Source organism: Acidobacteriota bacterium, from assembly GCA_038040445.1.
GTDB classification, from domain to species: domain Bacteria; phylum Acidobacteriota; class Blastocatellia; order UBA7656; family UBA7656; genus Onstottus_A; species Onstottus_A frigus.
In genome coordinates this window covers 121,713-141,258 of sequence record JBBPIG010000016.1, presented here as the reverse complement: position 1 = coordinate 141,258, position 19,546 = coordinate 121,713, and the positions used below count along the sequence as shown (strand labels likewise).

Annotated in this window: 15 protein-coding genes; 11 read left to right on the top strand and 4 right to left on the bottom strand. The window is 57.5% G+C overall.

Annotation, left to right across the window (positions count from 1 at the left end; translation table 11 throughout):
* The first annotated feature begins 59 nt into the window (after nt 1–59).
* Complete coding sequence (locus AABO57_17775) at nt 60–830, top strand: crotonase/enoyl-CoA hydratase family protein (GenBank protein ID MEK6287596.1); 771 nt, start codon at nt 60–62, stop codon at nt 828–830.
* An 85-nt stretch (nt 831–915) separates the two neighbouring features.
* Here AABO57_17775 and larE read toward each other — a convergent pair whose 3' ends face one another.
* Together larE and AABO57_17765 are read right to left on the bottom strand one after the other, a co-directional pair.
* The gene (gene larE / locus AABO57_17770) at nt 916–1,758 is read right to left on the bottom strand and encodes an ATP-dependent sacrificial sulfur transferase LarE (protein MEK6287595.1); all 843 of its coding nucleotides are present in this window, start codon (nt 1,756–1,758) and stop codon (nt 916–918) included.
* Between the two features lie 135 nt (nt 1,759–1,893).
* Nucleotides 1,894–2,466, bottom strand: coding sequence for a protein tyrosine phosphatase family protein (locus AABO57_17765; GenBank protein ID MEK6287594.1), 573 nt, complete (start codon nt 2,464–2,466; stop codon nt 1,894–1,896).
* A 113-nt stretch (nt 2,467–2,579) separates the two neighbouring features.
* Here AABO57_17765 and recO point away from each other — a divergent pair, with 113 nt between their 5' ends.
* Nucleotides 2,580–3,335, top strand: a complete 756-nt coding sequence (recO, locus tag AABO57_17760; GenBank protein ID MEK6287593.1) for a DNA repair protein RecO — start codon at nt 2,580–2,582, stop codon at nt 3,333–3,335.
* Between the two features lie 94 nt (nt 3,336–3,429).
* On the opposite strand, the gene AABO57_17755 is transcribed toward recO, so the two are convergent.
* Nucleotides 3,430–4,323, bottom strand: a complete 894-nt coding sequence (locus AABO57_17755; protein MEK6287592.1) for a hypothetical protein — start codon at nt 4,321–4,323, stop codon at nt 3,430–3,432.
* Between the two features lie 755 nt (nt 4,324–5,078).
* Between AABO57_17755 and AABO57_17750 the strand changes: the two genes are divergently transcribed.
* The 9 genes from AABO57_17750 (at nt 5,079) to trpE (ending at nt 15,289) form a co-directional block, all read left to right on the top strand.
* The gene (locus AABO57_17750; protein ID MEK6287591.1) at nt 5,079–5,696 is read left to right on the top strand and encodes an alpha-ketoglutarate-dependent dioxygenase AlkB; all 618 of its coding nucleotides are present in this window, start codon (nt 5,079–5,081) and stop codon (nt 5,694–5,696) included.
* Between the two features lie 177 nt (nt 5,697–5,873).
* Nucleotides 5,874–6,140, top strand: a complete 267-nt coding sequence (locus AABO57_17745) for a hypothetical protein (GenBank protein ID MEK6287590.1) — start codon at nt 5,874–5,876, stop codon at nt 6,138–6,140.
* Nucleotides 6,141–6,341: 201 nt separating this feature from the next.
* Nucleotides 6,342–7,568, top strand: a complete 1,227-nt coding sequence (locus AABO57_17740; GenBank protein MEK6287589.1) for a sigma 54-interacting transcriptional regulator — start codon at nt 6,342–6,344, stop codon at nt 7,566–7,568.
* Between the two features lie 360 nt (nt 7,569–7,928).
* Nucleotides 7,929–9,629 carry a sigma-70 family RNA polymerase sigma factor gene (locus AABO57_17735; protein ID MEK6287588.1) on the top strand — a complete coding sequence of 567 codons (1,701 nt, stop codon included), beginning with the start codon at nt 7,929–7,931 and terminating at the stop codon, nt 9,627–9,629.
* 401 nt (nt 9,630–10,030) lie between these two features.
* On the top strand, nt 10,031–10,729 hold the full coding sequence (locus AABO57_17730; protein ID MEK6287587.1) for a phytanoyl-CoA dioxygenase family protein: 699 nt from the start codon (nt 10,031–10,033) through the stop codon (nt 10,727–10,729).
* Nucleotides 10,730–10,732: 3 nt separating this feature from the next.
* Nucleotides 10,733–11,461: a (Fe-S)-binding protein gene (locus AABO57_17725; protein MEK6287586.1), complete on the top strand. Its 729-nt coding sequence runs from the start codon at nt 10,733–10,735 to the stop codon at nt 11,459–11,461.
* A gap of 161 nt (nt 11,462–11,622) precedes the next feature.
* Nucleotides 11,623–13,035, top strand: coding sequence for a LutB/LldF family L-lactate oxidation iron-sulfur protein (locus AABO57_17720; GenBank protein ID MEK6287585.1), 1,413 nt, complete (start codon nt 11,623–11,625; stop codon nt 13,033–13,035).
* A 42-nt stretch (nt 13,036–13,077) separates the two neighbouring features.
* Entirely contained in the window at nt 13,078–13,803 is a 726-nt protein-coding gene (locus AABO57_17715) for a lactate utilization protein (GenBank protein MEK6287584.1), read from the top strand.
* A gap of 4 nt (nt 13,804–13,807) precedes the next feature.
* Nucleotides 13,808–15,289 (top strand): anthranilate synthase component I, encoded by a 1,482-nt coding sequence (gene trpE, locus AABO57_17710; GenBank protein ID MEK6287583.1) that lies wholly within the window; start codon nt 13,808–13,810, stop codon nt 15,287–15,289.
* Between the two features lie 132 nt (nt 15,290–15,421).
* Here trpE and AABO57_17705 read toward each other — a convergent pair whose 3' ends face one another.
* A complete protein-coding gene (locus AABO57_17705; GenBank protein ID MEK6287582.1) occupies nt 15,422–19,462 on the bottom strand; it encodes a carboxypeptidase-like regulatory domain-containing protein in 4,041 nt (1,346 codons plus the stop codon).
* Nucleotides 19,463–19,546: the final 84 nt, after the last annotated feature.

The window sequence follows — 19,546 nt, the reverse complement described above, 5'->3', positions numbered from 1 at the left end:
CGCGGTCGAGCAATAATCGAGACAATCAAACAGTCGATCACGCTCACCTCAGAGTCATTATGCCTGTGCGCGTCGAGAAGAACGGGCCGGTTACCACTGTCGTTCTGAGCCGGCCCCAAGTCCGCAACGCCGTCGATCGCGAAACCGCGCAAGCGCTCGCTGACGCTTTCCGCGATTTTGATCGAGACGCCGACGCCGATGTGGGAGTGCTCTACGGCGACAACGGAACCTTCTGCGCAGGCGCTGACCTGAAAGCGATCGCCGCGGGCAATCACAATCGGACGGAGCCGACAGGCGATGGTCCGATGGGGCCTTCCCGAATGCTTTTGAGCAAACCGGTGATCGCAGCGATATCGGGATTTGCTGTGGCCGGCGGGCTGGAGCTTGCGCTGTGGTGCGATTTGAGGGTGATGGAAGACGACGCGGTGCTCGGCGTGTTTTGCCGGCGCTGGGGAGTCCCGCTGATTGACGGCGGCACTGTGCGTTTACCGAGATTGATAGGGCTGAGCCGCGCACTTGATTTGATACTGACCGGCCGCCCGGTTAGCGCGGCCGAAGCGCTGAGCATCGGACTTGTTCATCGAGTTGTGCCGGGAGGGACATCGCGCCGGGCGGCTGAAGAGCTGGCTCGCGAGTTGGCCGAATTTCCGCAAGTCTGCATGCGAGGCGACAGGATGTCAGCCTACCAGCAAATCGGATTGAGCCTCGAAGAAGCGATGGCGAATGAATTCGATCACGGCGTTGCTGCATTGAAGGAAGAGACTTCTGCAGGCGCAAAACGGTTCGCGAGCGGGGCCGGACGTCACGGAGCCTTTGAGGAAAGTTCGTAGTCCCGCATTCATGCGGAAGTTTGTACTTGATCGGTCAGACGCCCACGATGACAAACTTCCGCATGAATGCGGGACTACGAACTTTTCAGAGAGCCTCATTCAACGAGCCTGTCCGGTAGCCTTCAAGATCGAGCGTGACGTACTTGAAGCCAACCGCCTTGAGCGCGGCCGACATCCGGCGCGCCATCTCAGGATCAAGCGCGCGCGTCATTTCTTCTTCCGCAACTTCTATTCGGGCAACGTCGCCGTGGTGTCGCACGCGCACTTGCCGAAAACCCAGTTGCTTCAAGGCCATTTCTGCTTTGTCTACCATTGAAAGCTTCTCGATTGTGACAATTTGACCGTAAGGCACTCGCGACGATAGGCACGCGGATGCGGGCTCGTTCCACGTCGGCAGTCCCGCTCGGCGCGACAACTCGCGGATCTCCGCCTTGGTCATGCCACATTCCAACAGCGGCGAACGTACTCCCAACTCTCGCGCGGCTTGCCTGCCCGGCCTGTAGTCCCCGACGTCATCGGCATTGGTACCATCGCATATCACTGAAACTCCACGGTCGCGCGCCATCTGATCCAGCTTCGTGTAGAGCTCCGACTTGCAGTAGTAGCATCGGTTCGAGGGATTGCTGATGTAGTTTGGGTCGTCGAACTCTGCGGTGAGAATGATCTCGTGACGAACTCCGAACCTCGCCGTGATCTGATTGGCGAGTTCCCGCTGGAAAGTAGGATACGATGCGCTGTCGCCGGTGACTGCCAGCGCGCGTTCGCCGAGTTCTTCACTGGCGACATAAGCCAGGTAAGCGCTATCGACTCCACCTGAAAACGCGACGATGACAGAGCCGAAGCTTTGCAGAAGTTCCTTCAGCTTCCGTTCCTTTGACGCGATGCCGACTGATTCGTGAGCTTCGCGTAGACCTGCTTGAGTGATCACGGGTCAATGGTACAGGCCGGAGATGGCCGGGGCAACCGGACTCCCTCAGGCGAAGAACCTGGGAGCGCAGGCATCCCTGCCTGCCTCTTTCTCCTGCAACGACATGCAGGCAGGGATGCCGGCGCTCCAGGTGGATCAGTTCGAAAAGGTCTTCCGTGGCTGATGCGCCGTTATGTATTCGTGAGCGAATGTCTTCAGCACGGGGCTCGTGAGACCGATCTTTGTCGCTTCATCGAGCGCCTTGTCCTCGGCCCAGCCCTGGTCGATGACTCTATAGATCATCCAAAACGCGCCGACTCGATTTGCGCTGCCGCAGTGGATCAACATCGGTTGGTTGTCTTTGTCTTTCACCGCCTTGATGAACTCCCCAACCTGTTCAGGCTTGGGCGCACTCGACACGATAGGTATGTTGACGTATCGCATCCCTGCTTTCTCGATCGCCTCTTGCTCGTGTTTTAGATCGATGCCTTCGGAAGCTGTGCGAAGGTTGAGCACCGAGCGATAGCCGTTAGCCGCGAGCTTAGCGAAAGCCCCATCGGTGGGTTGGCCGCCGGTGGCAATGCGTTCATCAACGCAGACTATATGCGGCACGTCGTCTTTTAGTGCCTGTTGAATCTTGTCGAGCTTCGATCTCTCCTGTTGAACCGTTGCCGCCGAAACCGCTCCGAGCGAACTCATAGCCACAATCACAAGTAAGAACCTCTTCATCTCGCACCCCCTTTTGTGTCTGAAAACATCGCGAGCCCCAGACAGCTATTGCCCACTACTGCCCTGAGCTCGCCGCACTCTGATATAATCTCGCGAGCGAGGCCATTCCATCAATGCCGTTACACAAGACCGAGGCCTTTGTGCTGCGAACGTACGCGCTCAAGGAAGCAGATAAGATCTGTGTGTTCTTGACGAAGGACCAGGGCAAGGTTCGGGGCGTGGCGCACGGCGCGAGAAAAATCAGAAGCCGCTTCGGCTCTTCGCTCGAACCGCTCACCGAAGTGGCGTTGACTTACTTTCAAAAAGAGGGATTTGAGCTAGTCAGCGTTTCCACGTGTGACATCCTGCGTTCTCATTTCGAGAGGGGCGCGCGCGATGTCGAGACCGCGAGTGCATTCTCGTATCTGGCTGAACTGCTCACTGAGTTTCTGCCGGAGCATGAGCCTAACGAGCGGCTTTACAGATTGGTCCTCGCAACGCTCGAGGCAATAGAGAAAGAAGAACGCGATCTTTCGCAGATACTGAGGTACTTTGAGTCGTGGCTGCTCCGGCTTGTGGGGTTCTTCCCGGACACTTCGCATTGCGCTGTCTGCGACGAAACGATCTCAGCGGATGAGTCTGTCTTTCTGACGGGAGAGGGAGCGCCCCGCTGCCTGGCTTGCAGTGGAGCCAGGGGCTTTTCGGTCGACGTGCATCTGCGAAGCACGATCCTCGAGATGTTTCGCAGTCATCCCACCGCGTTCGCCCGCAAACAAATAAGACCCGAACACTTGATCAAGATCGGCGAGATCAACTATCAGATCATCCGTCACGCTCTCGAGCGCGACCTCAAGTCAAGATCTTTGCTGAAACAAACCAGCACGGCTTAAGAAGTGGACTCTAGTCTCTTCGCCGCGCTTACCTCGATCGACATGTACCGAAGCCCACAGACGAAAGTCGATGGCCGCTTTAGGTCCGCGCTACCTACTGTCCGCCGACGAACTCCTTGACAATGTTGAACAGCGCGGTCATAGCGATGTGATTGTAAAACCGGCTGACGGTGTGCATGCGCCCGGTGCGTTCCCTGCGTTCCCACAAAGTCGCCGTGCCTGACGCAGCCGCGGCGCCCAACAGGAACGACGCGTTGAACTGGTGACACGCGCAGTGATCGCCTTGCGTAATGAACACGCGAGTGACTGCGTATCCCATCTTCGCACCCGCGCCCGTTTTTCCCGACCGGTGATAGCGCGGATCTTGTCTGAATATCGAGGCGAAGAGAGCTTTCTCGAAGAAGGATGCCGTGGTGCCGAAAGCGTAGCTGCGCGCTGCACGGGTCATCGAATCGGCGAGGTAGTTCTCAACCGTGTCTTTCTTGAAGTCGTCATTATCCTGCAACTCTTTCCACATTCCATTGAATACGGCTGAACCGTAGGTGCCCACCGACAGGAATCGGGAGCGGAACCAGGATTCGAATTTCTCTCCGGCTGTCATCGGCGCGGTGCTGACAACGCCCGACTGGGCCTGCGGCGGCGCTGGCAATGGCAATGGTCTGGCCGCGGCATCGACGGATGCAGCCAGTCGCGCGACGCGGCGAGGTCTGGTCGTGGGTTCGGGGGCTGGCTCGACCGGTGCGTTCCCCACGCCTTCGAACGCGACATACAACACACTTTGCGTCTTTGCTTCGGCGGCAACTGGAGTCCCTCCACTTCGGCTTTCTGTGGCGCCAGCCGTGGAAGATGCTTCTCGATTCGTACCCTTCTCCGAATCAAATGGACGGTCAGCCGCAGCCGCCTTGGGCGCGGTCAGCGAAAAGATACTGGCTATCAGAAGCGCGACAATGGATGACCGCGCGGTAGAACGCTGAATCAGGCTTAACATGTTGCACCTCTGCAAATTGGTTTTGCGCATCTTGGCGCAGATACTAGCACAATGCGCAATCTGGAATCGAGAGGAAACTGAGCCGCGCGGGCGACCCGCTCAATCGCATCGTCATATGGGACTTCGAAATATGGGACTTCGAAGAGATTTCTCCTATCTCGGAGCGAGCTTTCTTTCTCAACCAGGCTCTTCAGGCTCTGTGCGAGGCTCAGGCCACGGTCGGAGACACGCAGGCGGCAAAGCGCTCAGCCAGAGGCCTCACCCAATGGCATGAGCAGTTGCATGCGATTGTCGGCATCGCAGTCGTGCGCGCAAAGGCGGGAGACACTTAGTCCGCGCGAGAGTGCTTTGATGCAGCGCTGGAAATAGTTCCACCCGACTTGGCTAATCGGTTGCGGAGAATTTCAGCCAGGATGAGTGGCTCGCTTGGGCGAAGGCTCATAGGCGATCAATTAGGAGACGCGGGGCCGATTCTCGAGCCTGGCAGCAGTGAGGAATTTGCTGGCACAATCATCACGCTACGGAGATCGGCCGAGTAATCGAAGCTAGCGTCCCTGAAGAAGAGATCATTCATTACCGTCAGAGAACCTGCGAGAGCGCCGACGATTGAAGAACAGGATACCACCGCCACTTTTGAGCGATGCCCACGGACACCTTGCACACTGTGGTCGCGAACGCGAATTGAGCCTTGCTGAGATGGAGTATGATGACGGCGGATCAGGCCTCTCATTCGATCGAGAACAGGAGCAATCACCTTGGACATCTATCCCGGCACTATTCACCTCGGCGCTTACCTGACGATTGAGCAGCAGAAATCTCTGGTGCAGAGATGCATCGAGATAGGGAACCAACCGGCTGGCTTCTACACTCCCGCTGTTCGGGGCGGAGCTTACATGTCAATCAAGATGGTCTGTCTCGGGAGGCACTGGAACGCGAAGACCTACAAGTACGAAGGGGTTCGGTCCGATCATGACGGGCTTCCGGTTCAGGAGCTTCCCGAAGACCTGAAGGATCTTGCGCTGAGAGCGGCGGCTGAAGCGGGAATGACGATCGAGCCGGACATTTGTCTCATCAATTGCTATCGGGAGCATGGACGCCTCGGGCTTCATCAGGACAAGGACGAGCGGCCCGAAACGATCGAGACGGGTATTCCCGTTGTTTCTCTTTCCCTCGGCGATTCTGCGCAGTTCATGATCGGCGGAACAAAGCGCAAAGATCCAGTGAAGACGATCATCCTCGAGTCCGGCGACGCGCTTGTGATGGGCGGTCCGAGCAGGCTGCGGTATCACGGAGTCTCCGGCATACTTGCCGGCACTGCGCCGGAGACTCTCGGCATTCAAGGCAGATTCAATCTCAACTTTCGGCAATATTGATCGAAGGAAACGGACTGAATTGACGAGTGCCTGAAATCCGGAATGACTGGCGCTCCTGTGTTGAATCCGATCAGTGTCTAAGCCTCGGGCTACTCACTGGGCCGTTCCCGGTTGAGTTGCCGGGTCGTTTTCTGATATGAGACTCTCCGAATTCTACAGCGCTGTTATTACAACACGATGGCCCTTAGAGCATTGAAATTCGTCGCCGGACCTGGCGGTGTGGATCCGGTTCGCAGCGAGCTGAGTGACGAACTGATCCGCTCATTCCCCGAGTTCAGATTGCAGTCCCCGCCCACGGCTTACGTCGTGTTGAACGGCGAGCTGCCGGGGCTCCTCAGATTTGAAGACCTGGTAATCGATCGCGGACGAAAGCATGAAGCCAAACCGCTCGCGAAGCTATTGCTTGGGCACATCAAGATTCCGTTCATCAACGGAAGCTATTAGTCATCTGGTCAACTCGTAAGGAGCGTACGGACGCTTCTCGAGAATGCATTCAATAAGGACGATCACAACATTTACATCATTGGAACGAGTGAGAAGATTCTGGACGAACTATGGGGCAAGGCGGGATCGAGCCAACCGAGCGAACGAACGAGTCTAAAAACCGGCGCGGGCAAACCCACTTCTAAACCCAGGTTCGACGGAATGCTCTCGAGCCAACTGCTCTTGCAGCTTCTTCCTCGCCGCGAGATACCCGATGATTTCGTGCGGACCTTCGTGGGCGCATCCGCGGAAGTCCAGTTGGTCCGCCAACTGGTGATGCGCGCGGCCGCCAACGATGATCCGGTGCTGGTGCTCGGCGATACCGGCACCGGAAAAGAAGTCATCGCTCGCTCGATCCATAAGTACAGCGCTCGCGCCTCAGAAAAGTTCGTGCCAGTCAACTGCGGAGCGATTCCTGGCGAGCTACTCGAATCGGAGCTTTTCGGCCACAAGCGATACACATTTACCGACGCCAAGTTTGATAAGAAAGGCCTGTGGGAGATAACCGGCAACGGGACGCTTTTCCTTGACGAAGTCGGCGACCTTGCTTTGGTCCATCAAGTGAAGATTCTTCGCGCGCTTGAAGAGAACAGGATCAGACCGATCGGCGAAGCTAAGGAGATAGAGGTCAGCGCGCGAATCATCGCGGCGACAAATCGAGACTTGTTCTCGATGGTCAAAGCGGGGCAGTTTCGCGAAGACTTGTATTATCGCCTTCGAGCGTTCCTCCTTCGAGCGCCGGCGCTTTGCGATCATCCCGAAGACATCCCGATCCTGGCTCGATCCTTCTGGAAGAAGATCGCTCGTGATGAACGCGCCGTGTTGCCAGATGACATACTCGCTGAGTTGCGCTCGCGCGCGTGGCCCGGGAACGCCCGGGAGCTGAAGGCAGTATTGATGAGCTTGCACGCGTTGTTTGGAAACGAAGGACTGGACGCGGCCCGATTGCGAGCGGTATTCCAGATTCAAGGCCAGGCGTCTCAGGAGTCTCCAGACGCGGTCGCACAAAAGGAGATCATCACGCATCGGGTCGACTGCCTTCGTCATCTGCGCCGGCTCGACGAAGTTCTACGGGCGTGCACCGTCTCAGTGAGTCCGCTGGTCGCAGGCAACCTGACGGACTCTGCGAATGCGGTCCCTGTGCGGGCATCGCTTCGGGTGCGGCTTGGAGAGCTGGAGGTGCTGTGTTTGAACCCATTGCTGTTCCACAGCAAGGTTACGTTCGATGTGGTGGACGGACTCAAAGAAAAGCTTTTGTATTTCTACGGTCTGCTTGAAGGTGATGGAAAGGTTGCGATCAGTTATTGGAAGAGCGAAGTAACGCGCGAGTTGAAGCTGTCGCTTACGGCCATCTTTCAAGAGAGCGAACGGCTGGAAGCGAATGTTTGATTCGAGTGTCAGATCTAGCCCCTTGCCGGTAGTCGATGGCGGTCGTCGAATTTCGGAAGAAAACTATTGACTTAAACATTGATATGCATAGAATAGCTGGCACCGCCTTGCCCCTTTATTGGCTGTGTCATTTTTCTGCACGGTACAACTTGTCCCCACTTGAATAAGCCAGAGTTGTTTGGGCCCTCCCGTAATCGCGGCATCTAGAACTCCCTTTGAGCGGCAACCATAGCCCGCCAGGGGAATGCGCCTTGCCAATCCAGTCGTCGGGATCATTAAGCACGTCGTCGTAAGGAGTATGCGGCTTGAATGATCCAAGTCCCTTTCTATGACTCAGCCCTGTGTTTTGAAGGAGAGACTGTGAGAAAGAAAGAAAGTTCTACTGCGGCGCGCCGGAATCCCGAGCCGGCGGCGCGCCGGCTTCATCTAGTGGGAAGTGCGGATCGGGAAACATACTCAACTGAATTCGATGAGATCGAAACGGCGAGCGGGGAATCCGTACCGGAAAACAAGGAAGAACAGCTAGAGAACGAGGCGCCCGCCGAGCTGACTGCTAAGGAAATCGACAGCTCCGAGGACCTCGTAGGCGTTTATCTTCGGGAAATGGGCGTGACTCCTATGCTGACCCGCGAAGGCGAAGGCGCACTGGCGGTCCGGATCGAGCGTGGCTGTCGCCGGACTGCAAAGGCCGTCTCGCGCCTTCCCATATGCATCGAGGAGATCATTGCCATCCGTGAGCGGTTGAAACGGGGCGAGCTGCACATCCGCGAGGTGATCAACTTTCGCGACCAGGAGGACATAACTGAAGCGGGCATACACGAGTGCCTGCTCTCTACGCTCGACGCCATCGCCGGGATAGCCGCCGAGTACAAGTCGGCGCTCAGGCTCCACGCGCGAATTCAGAACGAGCCGAAGAGTTCAAAGAAGCTTCGACGGCTGCGGCGCAAGCTCGCGCTCCAGCGAGTGCAGTTGAGCCGCCGGTGCCGCGGGCTCGATCTCACTGCGACCCAACGTGAACACTTGGCCGGACTGATTCGCGACGCGGTTGGCTATGCTCGCACCGCGAAAGCTGCGATTGAAAGCGCGCGCGGTGCGCTCGAACGGAAAAGGAGACCGCGTGCCAATGAGTTCGAGCTCAAGCGCGAATTTCGGAAGGCCAATCGGAATCTGATGGAGTTGGAAGGTCGCTGGCGCGTCAGCGCGACCGAGCTTGAGCGCGCGCTGGCACGAATGAGCGCGGGGGACGTCGAAGCGAGCCTCGCAAGAGACGAAATGGTGAGATCGAATCTCCGACTGGTGGTCTCGATAGCCAAGAAGTACACCAACCGCGGGCTGCAATTCCTCGATTTGATTCAGGAAGGTAACGTTGGTCTGATGCGGGCGGTCGATAAGTTTGATTGGCGGCGTGGTTGCAAATTCTCGACCTACGGCACGTGGTGGATTCGACAGGCGATCACCCGCGCAATAATGGAACAGGCACACACGATTCGCATCCCTGTTCATATGGTGGAGACGATCAATAAGCAGGTCCAGGCTAGCCGAGCGCTCGAGCAAGAGCTGGGGCACGCGCCGACGGCGGAGGACATCTCCAAGCGGCTGGACGTGCCCGAAGCGCGAGTGCGCAAGGTGCTCGAGGTGGTGCAGGAGCCAATCTCACTGGAGACGCCGGTGGGCCCTGACGAGGATGTCAGTCTTGGTGAGTTGATCGAAGACAAATCGGTCGCCGGCTTCAGCGCTGAATTGATAAATTCAGATCTGCGCGACGCCATTAACGAGGCGTTCAAGCACCTGACGCCGCGCGAAGAGAAGGTCTTAAAGATGCGCTTCGGGCTGGGTCACGCCGGCCGCGAGCACACGCTTGACGAGGTAGGCAGTCACTTCGGCGTCACCAGAGAGCGGGTGCGCCAGATCGAAGCGAAAGCGCTGTTCAAGCTTCAACATCCGTCGAGATCCAGCAAGCTAAAGACCTTTGCCGGTCCGAACCTGGGCCCGCCCCAGCTTACATTCAAGGGCCAACCGCCTAATCGCTTTCCTAATTCGGCTAACATGAGGAGCGCGTAGTCGAACAAATCCCTCGATGCTGGTCGTCGTAGTCCTCCGCGTCCTCAGCGGTTAAGATCAGGATCTAACCGCAAGGACGCAGAGGAACGCAGAGGCCGGAAGCGCGGATGAGGCGAAGAAGCTCCTACAGTCGGGGTCGTTCAACTTTGCGTTGTTGACACCTGACTTGAGCGCTGGCTTCTTTGCGTCAGCCTTGAATTGAACCCGGGGTTCGCATGATTCAATGATCAATCATTGACATTGGGATCACTCCGCCCGTTGTTTGATTGTGGGCCGGGCGATGCCCCCGTTGGTGCCCGTGAAGACGCCGCCACTAATTCCTCGCATAGATGCGATTGATCGTCTCCAACTGCTACAATACGCCTTCCCGAGCGTTGCTGTTGAAGCCAGCTAGAAGAACAATGATCAAGGACCTGTCGACTCTTCACGAACCGATCACAAGCCTTTTCAAGCTTCCGAACTCAAGAGATGAATGGATGGCTTACCGCTTGAGCGACGAGCAAGTCGCGTCCTATCGACGGGACGGATACGTCGCAGGCATCCGCATGGTGACCGATGAACAGGTCGAAATCCTTCGAGACGAACTTGTTGCGCTCGCCGATCCCTCGAACGGCGCGAATTCCTTGTTCTACGAATATCACTCAAACGAGTCGCCGGATCCGGCGACAGTTCTCTTTCACGCGTTGGGTGCGTGGCGCATCTCGGCGCCCTTTCACGACCTGTTGTGGAACCCGGCGCTCACAGTGCCTGCGTCGCAGTTGCTTGAAGGGCCGGTTCGTTTCTGGCACGATCAGCTATTCTGCAAACCACCGCTTCATGGCGGCCGGGTCGCATGGCATCAGGATTATTCGTACTGGACCCGGACCGAGCCCATGGCGCACCTTTCATGTTGGATCGGACTGGACGACTCGACCCGTGACAACGGCTGCCTTCATTACGTTCCAGGGAGTCAACGCTGGAGCCTGCTGCCAATCACGGGACTTACGGGCGACATGGCAGCGATCGAAGCCGTATTGACTGAGGAACAGAGAGCGCGTTTCAAGCCGGCCTCGATCGAGTTGAAAAAGGGAGAAGCGTCGTTTCATCACCCGCTGAATTAAGAAATGAAAGTCTCACTGTTCATTACCTGTTTGATAGACCAATTCTTTCCCGAAGTCGGATTGAGCACGGTGAGTGTGCTTCGGAGGCTGGGCGCGCAAGTCGACTTTCCGGCCGCGCAGACTTGCTGCGGGCAGCCGGCGTTTAACAGCGGTTTCAAAACAGAAGCGCGCGATCTTGCGAAGCGGTTCATTGCAATCTTTGAGAATAGCGAGTATGTGGTGACGCCGTCGGGGTCCTGCGCGAGCATGGTGAAGGTCTTCTATCCGGAGCTGTTCAGAAAAGATCCGGAATGGCGCACGCGCGCCGAGGAACTTGCCTCGCGGACATTCGAGTTCACCCAATTCCTCGTCAACGTCGTTGGTGTCGAGGACGTAGGCGCTGCTTATGAAGGCAAGGTTGCGCTGCATCAGTCGTGTCATTTACTTCGCGAATTGAATGTGCGGACCGAGACACAGCGTCTGCTCAACTCAGTCCGAGGGATCGAGCTGGTCGAGCTCGAAGGCGCGGAAGTCTGCTGCGGGTTCGGCGGACTGTTCTCGATCAAGTATCCGCACATCTCGGGCGCCATACTTCAAGACAAGATTGAGAGCGTCGAAAAGAGCGGCGCCGACGTGGTAGTTGCGAGCGACGTTGGTTGCCTGATGCACATAGCCGGAGGACTGAGCAGGCAGGGCAGCGCTACAAGAACGATGCACATAGCCGAACTGCTGGCCAAGGGAAGGGAAACGTGATGCGTGAGCCGTAATGCTGGAAACGTGATACGTGATGCGTGATGCGTGAAGCGTGAAGCGTGATGCGTGACCGGACGAGGGGGAAGTGCGCGTTTATCAGCATCATCCGGTCACGCATCACGGATCACGAATCACGCATCACGGATCACGAATCATTGCCTATGAACGTACAAACTGAATCATTCATTCGCGACTCGACTGCCGCTGTACAAAACAAATCTCTGCAAGCGCGGCTGCGAGTGCTCACCAGCTTTACGGTCAGACGCGACGCCGCGTTTGCACAACTGAAGGACGGCGAAGCTCTGCGCGACCGCGCGCGTGAGATCAAAGAACAGACAATCAGCAATCTCGACACCTATCTTATCGAGCTCGAAAAAAACGTTGTAAGACTTGGCGGGACCGTTCACTGGGCGCGAACCGGCGAAGAGGCTTGCGCGATCGTGTTGGAGTTGGCGCGCAAGAACAACGTGAGCCTAGTCGTAAAAAGTAAATCGATGGTGACCGAGGAGGTCGAGCTTAACGACGCGCTCGAGCATGCCGGTATCGAAGCAGTAGAGACAGATTTGGGGGAGTACATAGTTCAGCTCGCACACGAGAAGCCTTCACATATCCTCGCTCCCGCGGTTCATAAATCGAAGGGAGACATCTCAGAACTGTTCGCCGACAAGCTTGGCGTTGCAAACCTGAAAGAAGCTGAAGAGATGACCGTCGTCGCGCGGAAGCGGCTGCGAGAGAAGTTTTGTACCGCTGATATGGGAATCACCGGCGCTAACTTTGCAGTTGCCGAGACGGGCACAATTGTTTTGGTCGAGAACGAGGGCAACATCAGGCTGAGCACTACGCTGCCACGGATTCACGTAGCGCTGGTAGGAATAGAAAAGGTGGTTCCGTCGCTGGACGACCTGGCGGTGTTTCTCAAAATACTCGCTCGCAGCGCCAGCGGCCAGAAGATGTCCAGCTACGTTTCGTTTATCAACGGCGCGCGGAAAGCGGACGAAGCCGACGGCGCGGAGGAGTTTCATCTGATCCTTCTTGACAACGGGCGGACGCGAATTCTGGCGGACGAGGAAATGCGCGAGTCGCTGTATTGCTTGCGCTGCGGGGCGTGCTTGAACGTGTGCCCGGTATATCAGAAGATCGGCGGACACGCTTACGGGTCGGTCTATTCCGGACCGATTGGCTCGATCTTGACGCCCGCGTTTGCCGGACTCGAAAAGGCGAAGGACCTGCCATTCGCATCAACGCTGTGCGGCGCCTGCCGCGAAATCTGTCCTGTGAGAATCGACATCCCGCGAATCTTGTTGAAGCTGCGAAGCGACTGGTCCGAAGGGAGGCACGATTCTGCTGGACCTTCGCTGCCAGAGAAGCTGGCGATCAAGCTGTGGGCTTTCGCTATGCGTCACGTTTTCATCTACAACCTAGCGTTCAGGGTGCCGGCGTTTCTCCAGGGACCACTGCTGGAGGATGGCAAGTTCAAAGGGCTGCCGTCGGTCCTGGATGGCTGGACACAGAATAGAGACTTTCCTGCGCTCGCCAGGAAGTCCTTTCGCTCGATGTGGCACGACGCTGAGTAGCGCAGGCTTCAGCCTTCGTTTACATTCGCGATGAGGTGTTCAGTGATTGCGACAAGCGCAAGAGAAGAAATACTCGGGGACATAAGACGCGCGCTCGAGACAGAAGTGACGTCAGCCCCCTCGCCCGCTGAGACTGTTGCCGCGCAGCGGCGGCAGCTTGACCAGTCGGTCTTTGCGATCAAGAAAGACTGCGAGCAGAGGCGCGACGACTTGATCAAGCAGTTTGCGACTGAACTGCTGGCAGTTGGAGGACGCTTCTACGCGGCGCCGACGGGTGAGGCTGCATTCCAATACGTTGAACAGCTCGCTTCGGATCGGCGAGCAAAAACCATCATCGGCTGGGATACCCAGCTTATTGACGGCATTGATTTGACGGAGAGACTCGGAGCAACCGGCATCTCGTTCTTGACCGAGAGGACCGACCGCGAGTTTATGCGAACCGCCGTCGAGGCCGACATCGGCGTGTCGGCTATCGATTACGCGCTCGCGGAAACCGGTACATTGGTTTTGGTGGCGCGCAAAGGACAAGCTCGCTCGGTCTCGCTGCTGCCGCCTATTCATATAGCCGTTATGAAGCCGGAGCAAGTCATCCCGGGCTTGTGCGAACTGTTTCCTCTTCTGCGCGGCGAGACTGAGGCGGGAGGCAGAGTTTTGACCAGCGCGATTACGTTTATAACGGGTCCTAGTCGCACCGCGGATATCGAGCTGACCCTGGTGGTCGGAGTGCACGGACCGCAGCAGTTGCATGTCGTGTTGTTAGAGAACTGATTTCATGAATGACCTTTTCCCGCAAAGCTATGAGGGCTTTCTAAGACTGGCGGGCGAGGGCACCGTCATTCCCGTAGTCAAGCGAGTGATGGCGGACCTTCTAACGCCGGTGGCTGCGTACTTGAAGATCGAACGGCTCAGTCCCTACTCGTTCCTGCTGGAGTCGGTAGAGGGCGGAGAGAAGGTTGCACGTTACTCGTTTCTCGGCTTCGATCCGGAGATCATAGTCCGCAGCCGCGCGAACACGGTAACGATCGAGAGCGAGTCTGGCACGGAAACGACTGATCAACCGATGCTCAGCGTGCTTCGCCGCCTCTCGGGGCGGCACCTCCCGGTTCGGTTTCCCGACTTGCCGCCGTTCGTATGCGGCGCTGTCGGCTACTTGAGTTACGATGCGGCGCGCTGGTTCGAAAAGATTCCCGACTCTCACCCGGACAACACCGGGATCGATGACGCGGTGATGATGTTTTTCTCGCGGCTGTTAGTCTTCGACCATGTGCGACATCAGATCCACATTATCGCGAATGTGTTCACCGACGGCAGAACGGAGGACCTGGAGACGGAGTATCGCAAAGCGATCGACGACATCGACGCCGTAGAAGCTCGCCTCGAAGATCCGATCGAGCCGCTTCCGCGCCGGAAAGCTTCGGGCGATACGCGGGTGCGCTCAAACATGGCGAAAGGAACATTCGAGGAGGCAGTAGCGACCGCCAAGGAGTACATCGCCGCGGGCGACATTTTTCAGGTGGTGCTCTCGCAGCGATTCGAGGTCGGAATAAGCGCGCATCCGTTCGAAGTCTACCGCGCTCTGCGCGTCGTGAATCCTTCGCCTTATATGTTCTTCCTCAAGACGGGAGACCAGTCGATCATTGGCGCTTCGCCTGAGATGCTGGTGCGTGCTACGGGCCGGCGAATCGAGTATCGCCCGATTGCGGGAACAAGACCGCGTGGCGCGACGGACACCGAAGACCTGTTGCTCGGCGAAGAGATGCGCGCCGATGAAAAGGAAGTGGCCGAACATGTAATGCTGGTAGATCTGGGACGCAATGATCTGGGGCGCGTCGCAGACTACGGCTCGGTTGAGGTCACCGATTTAATGATCGTCGAACGTTACTCGCATGTGATGCATCTGGTCTCTGCGATCAAGGCTCGGCTGCGGCCGGGAATGGATCGCTTTGACGCGCTGGCCGCGTGCTTCCCGGCGGGCACGGTGAGTGGCGCGCCGAAGATTCGGGCGATGGAGATCATCGATGAGCTTGAGCCGACTCGCCGGGGAGTCTATGCGGGTTCGGTGATGTACCTCGACTATTCGGGAAATCTTGACTCGTGCATTGCTATTCGCACAATCGTCACTAAAGACGGGCGCGCTTACTTTCAAGCGGGAGCCGGGATCGTTGCGGACTCGGTGCCCGAGAGCGAATACGTTGAAACGGTCAACAAAGCCCGAGCGATGCTGCAGGCGATTGAGATGGCGGAGAAGCAGTAGCTACTTCGCACAGGGATCGTTGTTGACCCTCGATTGAGAGTGGACGCTCCGAGAACTTCTTCGAAGCAAAAAAAGGCGGGCTGGGCCGCACGGCCCAACCCGTAATTCGAGAACAACTCACCACAGGTGGATTTAGAACTCCACGCGCATCGAGAGTTGAATCCACCTGCTGCCCGAAGTCCGGTTTGCCGGAACGAACTGGCTGGTGATTACTCCGAAGCTTGTGGGCGCAGTCAACGACAAGCCTGGGTTTGTGAAGTCCACCTTGTTGAGGATGTTGAAGAAGTCTGCCGAAAAGACAACATTCACCTTTTCAGTTATGTTCGTCTTCTTCCCGATGGAAGTGTCCAGATTCCATCTCCCCATTCCTCGCAGCGGGTTGGCGCGGCCAGCACGACCGTCGGTGCTGATGTTCACCCTGCGGAACTGGTTGTACACTTCTTCGGGGTTCCCAAACAGATTAAGGCCCGATCCCCCCGTACCCGGATTGCCGGTCACGCCAATGTTGTTTGTCCCCGGAATGCCTCGATTGACACTGTTCCCAAACGTGCCCGGGTTCACCTTAGAAAGCGCGCCGGAGGCGAATCCGAGGAAGCGGCTGCCGCCCCACACAAACGCGTTTTCGGTGACAGTAAGCGGGTCGCCGCTCTGAGCGGTGAATATCCCCGAGAGGTACCAGCCTTCTAACACCTTGTTCAGCGGCGTGAACGAGCTGCGGAAATGTCTGCCCCCGAAGGGTAGGTCATACAGCCAACTCGTGTTGAACAGATGGGTGATGTCGAAGGCTGATGGTCCGTACTCAGCGTTCAGATCGAAGCTGTTGGGCATCACGTTCGCCGCGTTCTGGATGGCGCCGAGTTGATCCAGCGACCTCGAGAATGTGTAGTTCACGGTGAACAGCAAGCCCTGCGACAGGCGCTTGTGCAGTGTCACGAACAGGCCGTTGTAGTTCGACAACCCCGTGCTTGCGCGCAGGAAGAGCGTTTGGGCAACGTAGTTGTTGAAGGGCTGCTGTCCGTTCCGCAGCCGGCGTACGTCGATGGTCTGAAAAATGCTGCTTATGTTCCCGCTGATGAAGTTCGCCTGCTGGGAGGTCGCCAAAGCCCGTGTGCCTCCGGCCGTGGCTCCCAACGCGGGATACAGATTCTCAAACCACGGTTGGACTGTCACATTGGCCGGCAACACTCCAGTTCGCAGCTGGTTTGCCACCGCATCAAACGCCTGAGCAAACGTCTGGTTCGACGCTGTGTCCAGAAACATATACGGCACCTGGCCAAAGCTCATGCTCTGGGGGAGCTTCCTTGCGAAACGGCCGACATATCCGGCTTCAAGCAACATATTTCCCTTGAGCTCACGCTGCCAGGTGAGGTCGATTGCGTGATTCTCGCCAACCTCGATCGTCGGGTCCACCTGGAACGAAAGAATCTCGGGATCCAGAATCAAGTCGCCAGCAGCAGTGAATGGAGGCCCAACGGCTCCGGGCCTGATGCCCCAGAACGGGGAGATCGGCATTCCCAACGTCGGGACCGTCGGTATCGGAATCTTGCCGTCCACGCCGACGCGAAACCCGCTCAAAGCCGGATTCGTGCTGGTTCCATTGCAGCCCGCGCCTCCACTACCAGTGGAATTGCATAGCGGGGCGCTGACGTTGAGCGTCTGAGCGAAGGCCACACCAAGCGTGGGGATGATCACGCTCTGCACTGTGTTCTGCCGATCGAAGACAAGACTGTAGCCTCCGCGAATCACTGTCTTGCGATCCCCGAAGAGCGCGTTCAGGTACTTGTTCTTGAAGGATGGGTTCCAGGCGGCAGCCACGCGCGGCCCTATGTTATTCCAGTCGGTGTCGAATACGCCGCTACGACCCGATTCCTTGATGGGTTGGAAGGCGATCGGCGGATTGAAGATCTTGCCGGCCCGGGCTGCTTGCTCCTTGGCCCGCAGATACTCCCTGGCCGTCTGCACCTTCAGAGTCTGGCCATCAATCTGAACGCTCTGACGCCCAAGTTTCTCCGTTGGCGGCGTCTGCCATCCGTAGTTTAGACCGAAGGTGAGCGTCAGCGACGGGCGGATTCGCCAAACGTCCTGGAAATAAAACTCCGGCGCCCACAAAGTAGTGTCCGCCTCCAGCAGTTGACCGAACGGTAGAGGTTTCAATTCGCCGTCACGAACCGCGAGCACGCTGACGTTGTCAATGATCCCTGTAGCCGAAGCAAAGAACCGGTTGAAGTTCGAAACGTCGGCGGCAGTCAGACAGTTTTTGGTGATCGTAGCACTACAAGTCGGAGGCCGGCTTGTGGCCGGAATCGAAACACTCCCAAGATCGGAATCTAACTGCGCGACCAGCGCTCCCAGAGCACCCAGCACCTTATCGTCGCGGAGGTGCCTGGTAGGCAGGTAGCGAAGGTGGCTACCGAACTGGAAAGTGTGATCGCCCTTGACCCAGGTCATGTCCGCGTTGTACTGGAAATTCTTGTTGTCGTTTGCCTGCTTGCGGGCCACCTGGGTGTCAACGTCGATGGGCTCCGAAAGAAGGCTGTTGAACCCGCCCCGAGCTCCCAGATCGAGAGCAATGTGCGACTGCCCATCGGTGATGCCACTCTCCGTTCCAGGGATGCTCAATATCCCAGCAGATGCATCTGGCCGGGTCACGTCTTGTGCCGTTCGAATCCTAACCCAACCGAAACGGAACTCGCCCGTCAGGTTGGGGGTGAAAGTCCCGATCACGCCGGCGCTGATCATGTTCTGCCTGTTGGGAGACTTCCCCAGGCTCTCGAGATTTCCGCCGACGATAGAGGCCGGAGTCGCCAGTCCGTTCAACTCTCCGAAGTAGCGAAATGCCGCGTCGAACCGCCAGTTGCTGGAGATGTTGTAGTCCACACGGGCATTGTAATAATCATTGGTGAGTGGGTTGCCGACGTTGCCCCGGAAGCCGATGGTGTTCAACCCATCTCCCTGCGTTGGGTCGTTACCCTCAGGCAGCTTGGAGAACAGCGATGAGATGGTGGGGCTCAGCCCAAGTCCGCGCGGATCGCAAGGCTGATTACCGGCAGCGCCGCAGAGAGCCGAATTGGCAAGATTGTAAGAGACGATGCTGCCCGAGGCATCACGGAACCGCAGGATGCCCGCGCGCAAAGTAGGGGTCGGCACGACGCGTACAATCGGCGTGCTCCGCGGGAAGCGCCGTCCCTCATAGTTGAGGAACACGAATGCCTTATCCTCCCACGGGTAGATGGGACCGCCGAATCGGAACCCGAAGCGGTTGTCTTTTAATTCAGCCTTACGCACCACCTCGGTGCCGTCGGCTCTCCTCCCCAGGCGTTTACTGGTCCAGTCGTGGGCGTTGAGGTTATCATTCTGGTGATACCAGTACGCCGCGCCGTGATAGTCGTTGGTGCCGTGCCGACTGATCACCGAGACCTGGCCTCCCGCGCCGCGACCAAAAGCGGCGGTCGGGTTGGCGACGCCGACTCGAAACTCCTCTATACCGTCGATCGGTAGTCGTGCGTAGGTCCCGAGCCCTCCGACCGATTGGTTGGTGATGTCGATACCGTCCAGAAGGAAAGTACTCTGATCGGCTCGCGACCCAGCTACCGAGCCGTCGGGCGTCACAAGGGGTTGCACCGTGAGCAGCTCGTTTGCCGTGCGCGTTAGAGCCGGAAAGCGCGGCATTATTGCTCCCGAAATCACATTGCCTACAGTGGAATCGGTTTTCTGCAAATCCCCACCCGCGCCGGCGCTGACCTGGACGATTTCCTTCACCTCGCCGACCTCGAGCACCGCATCGAAATCGTAGGACTTCGAGACTTCAACTTTCACAGAGGCAAAGCTTGTCGTGCGGAATCCCAGTTTAGTTACGGTCATGCTATAGACCCCGGGTGCAACCGTAGCAAAAACGTATTTCCCGGTGTCGTCTGTGGTCTGTTTCAGGCGCTGATTGGTGGTGGGGTCAGACAGTTCGACTTCCACTCCGGGCAGCACCGCTTTGTTGGGGTCAGTTACAGTTCCCGAGATCCTGGACGTGGTCGCTGTCTGCGACAGCGCGATCCTGGTGGGCGTCAAAAGGATCAGAAGCGCTACTAGCGAAATCGTCAGCTTCAGCAAGCCTCTCGCGCGTTGTCTTGATGCAGACGTGCAGGGAGCGCCACGCAGCAATGAGAATGCAGAGTCCTTCATTAAATTCTCCTCCTTCGGTGTCGTCATCTGATGTGACTTCGGCGAGCCTCGCGGAACGAAAGGTCCACCGAAGCAGTTATTGTC

What these genes read in the sequence shown, in the direction of transcription:
- AABO57_17775 (MEK6287596.1), top strand. Translation starts at nt 60, where the DNA reads ATGCCTGTGCGCGTCGAGAAGAACGGGCCGGTTACCACTGTCGTTCTG.
- AABO57_17765 (MEK6287594.1), bottom strand. Translation starts at nt 2,466, where the DNA reads ATGAAGAGGTTCTTACTTGTGATTGTGGCTATGAGTTCGCTCGGAGCG.
- recO (MEK6287593.1), top strand. Translation starts at nt 2,580, where the DNA reads ATGCCGTTACACAAGACCGAGGCCTTTGTGCTGCGAACGTACGCGCTC.
- AABO57_17755 (MEK6287592.1), bottom strand. Translation starts at nt 4,323, where the DNA reads ATGTTAAGCCTGATTCAGCGTTCTACCGCGCGGTCATCCATTGTCGCG.
- AABO57_17745 (MEK6287590.1), top strand. Translation starts at nt 5,874, where the DNA reads ATGGCCCTTAGAGCATTGAAATTCGTCGCCGGACCTGGCGGTGTGGAT.
- AABO57_17740 (MEK6287589.1), top strand. Translation starts at nt 6,342, where the DNA reads ATGCTCTCGAGCCAACTGCTCTTGCAGCTTCTTCCTCGCCGCGAGATA.
- AABO57_17730 (MEK6287587.1), top strand. Translation starts at nt 10,031, where the DNA reads ATGATCAAGGACCTGTCGACTCTTCACGAACCGATCACAAGCCTTTTC.
- AABO57_17725 (MEK6287586.1), top strand. Translation starts at nt 10,733, where the DNA reads ATGAAAGTCTCACTGTTCATTACCTGTTTGATAGACCAATTCTTTCCC.
- AABO57_17720 (MEK6287585.1), top strand. Translation starts at nt 11,623, where the DNA reads ATGAACGTACAAACTGAATCATTCATTCGCGACTCGACTGCCGCTGTA.
- trpE (MEK6287583.1), top strand. Translation starts at nt 13,808, where the DNA reads ATGAATGACCTTTTCCCGCAAAGCTATGAGGGCTTTCTAAGACTGGCG.
- AABO57_17705 (MEK6287582.1), bottom strand. Translation starts at nt 19,462, where the DNA reads ATGAAGGACTCTGCATTCTCATTGCTGCGTGGCGCTCCCTGCACGTCT.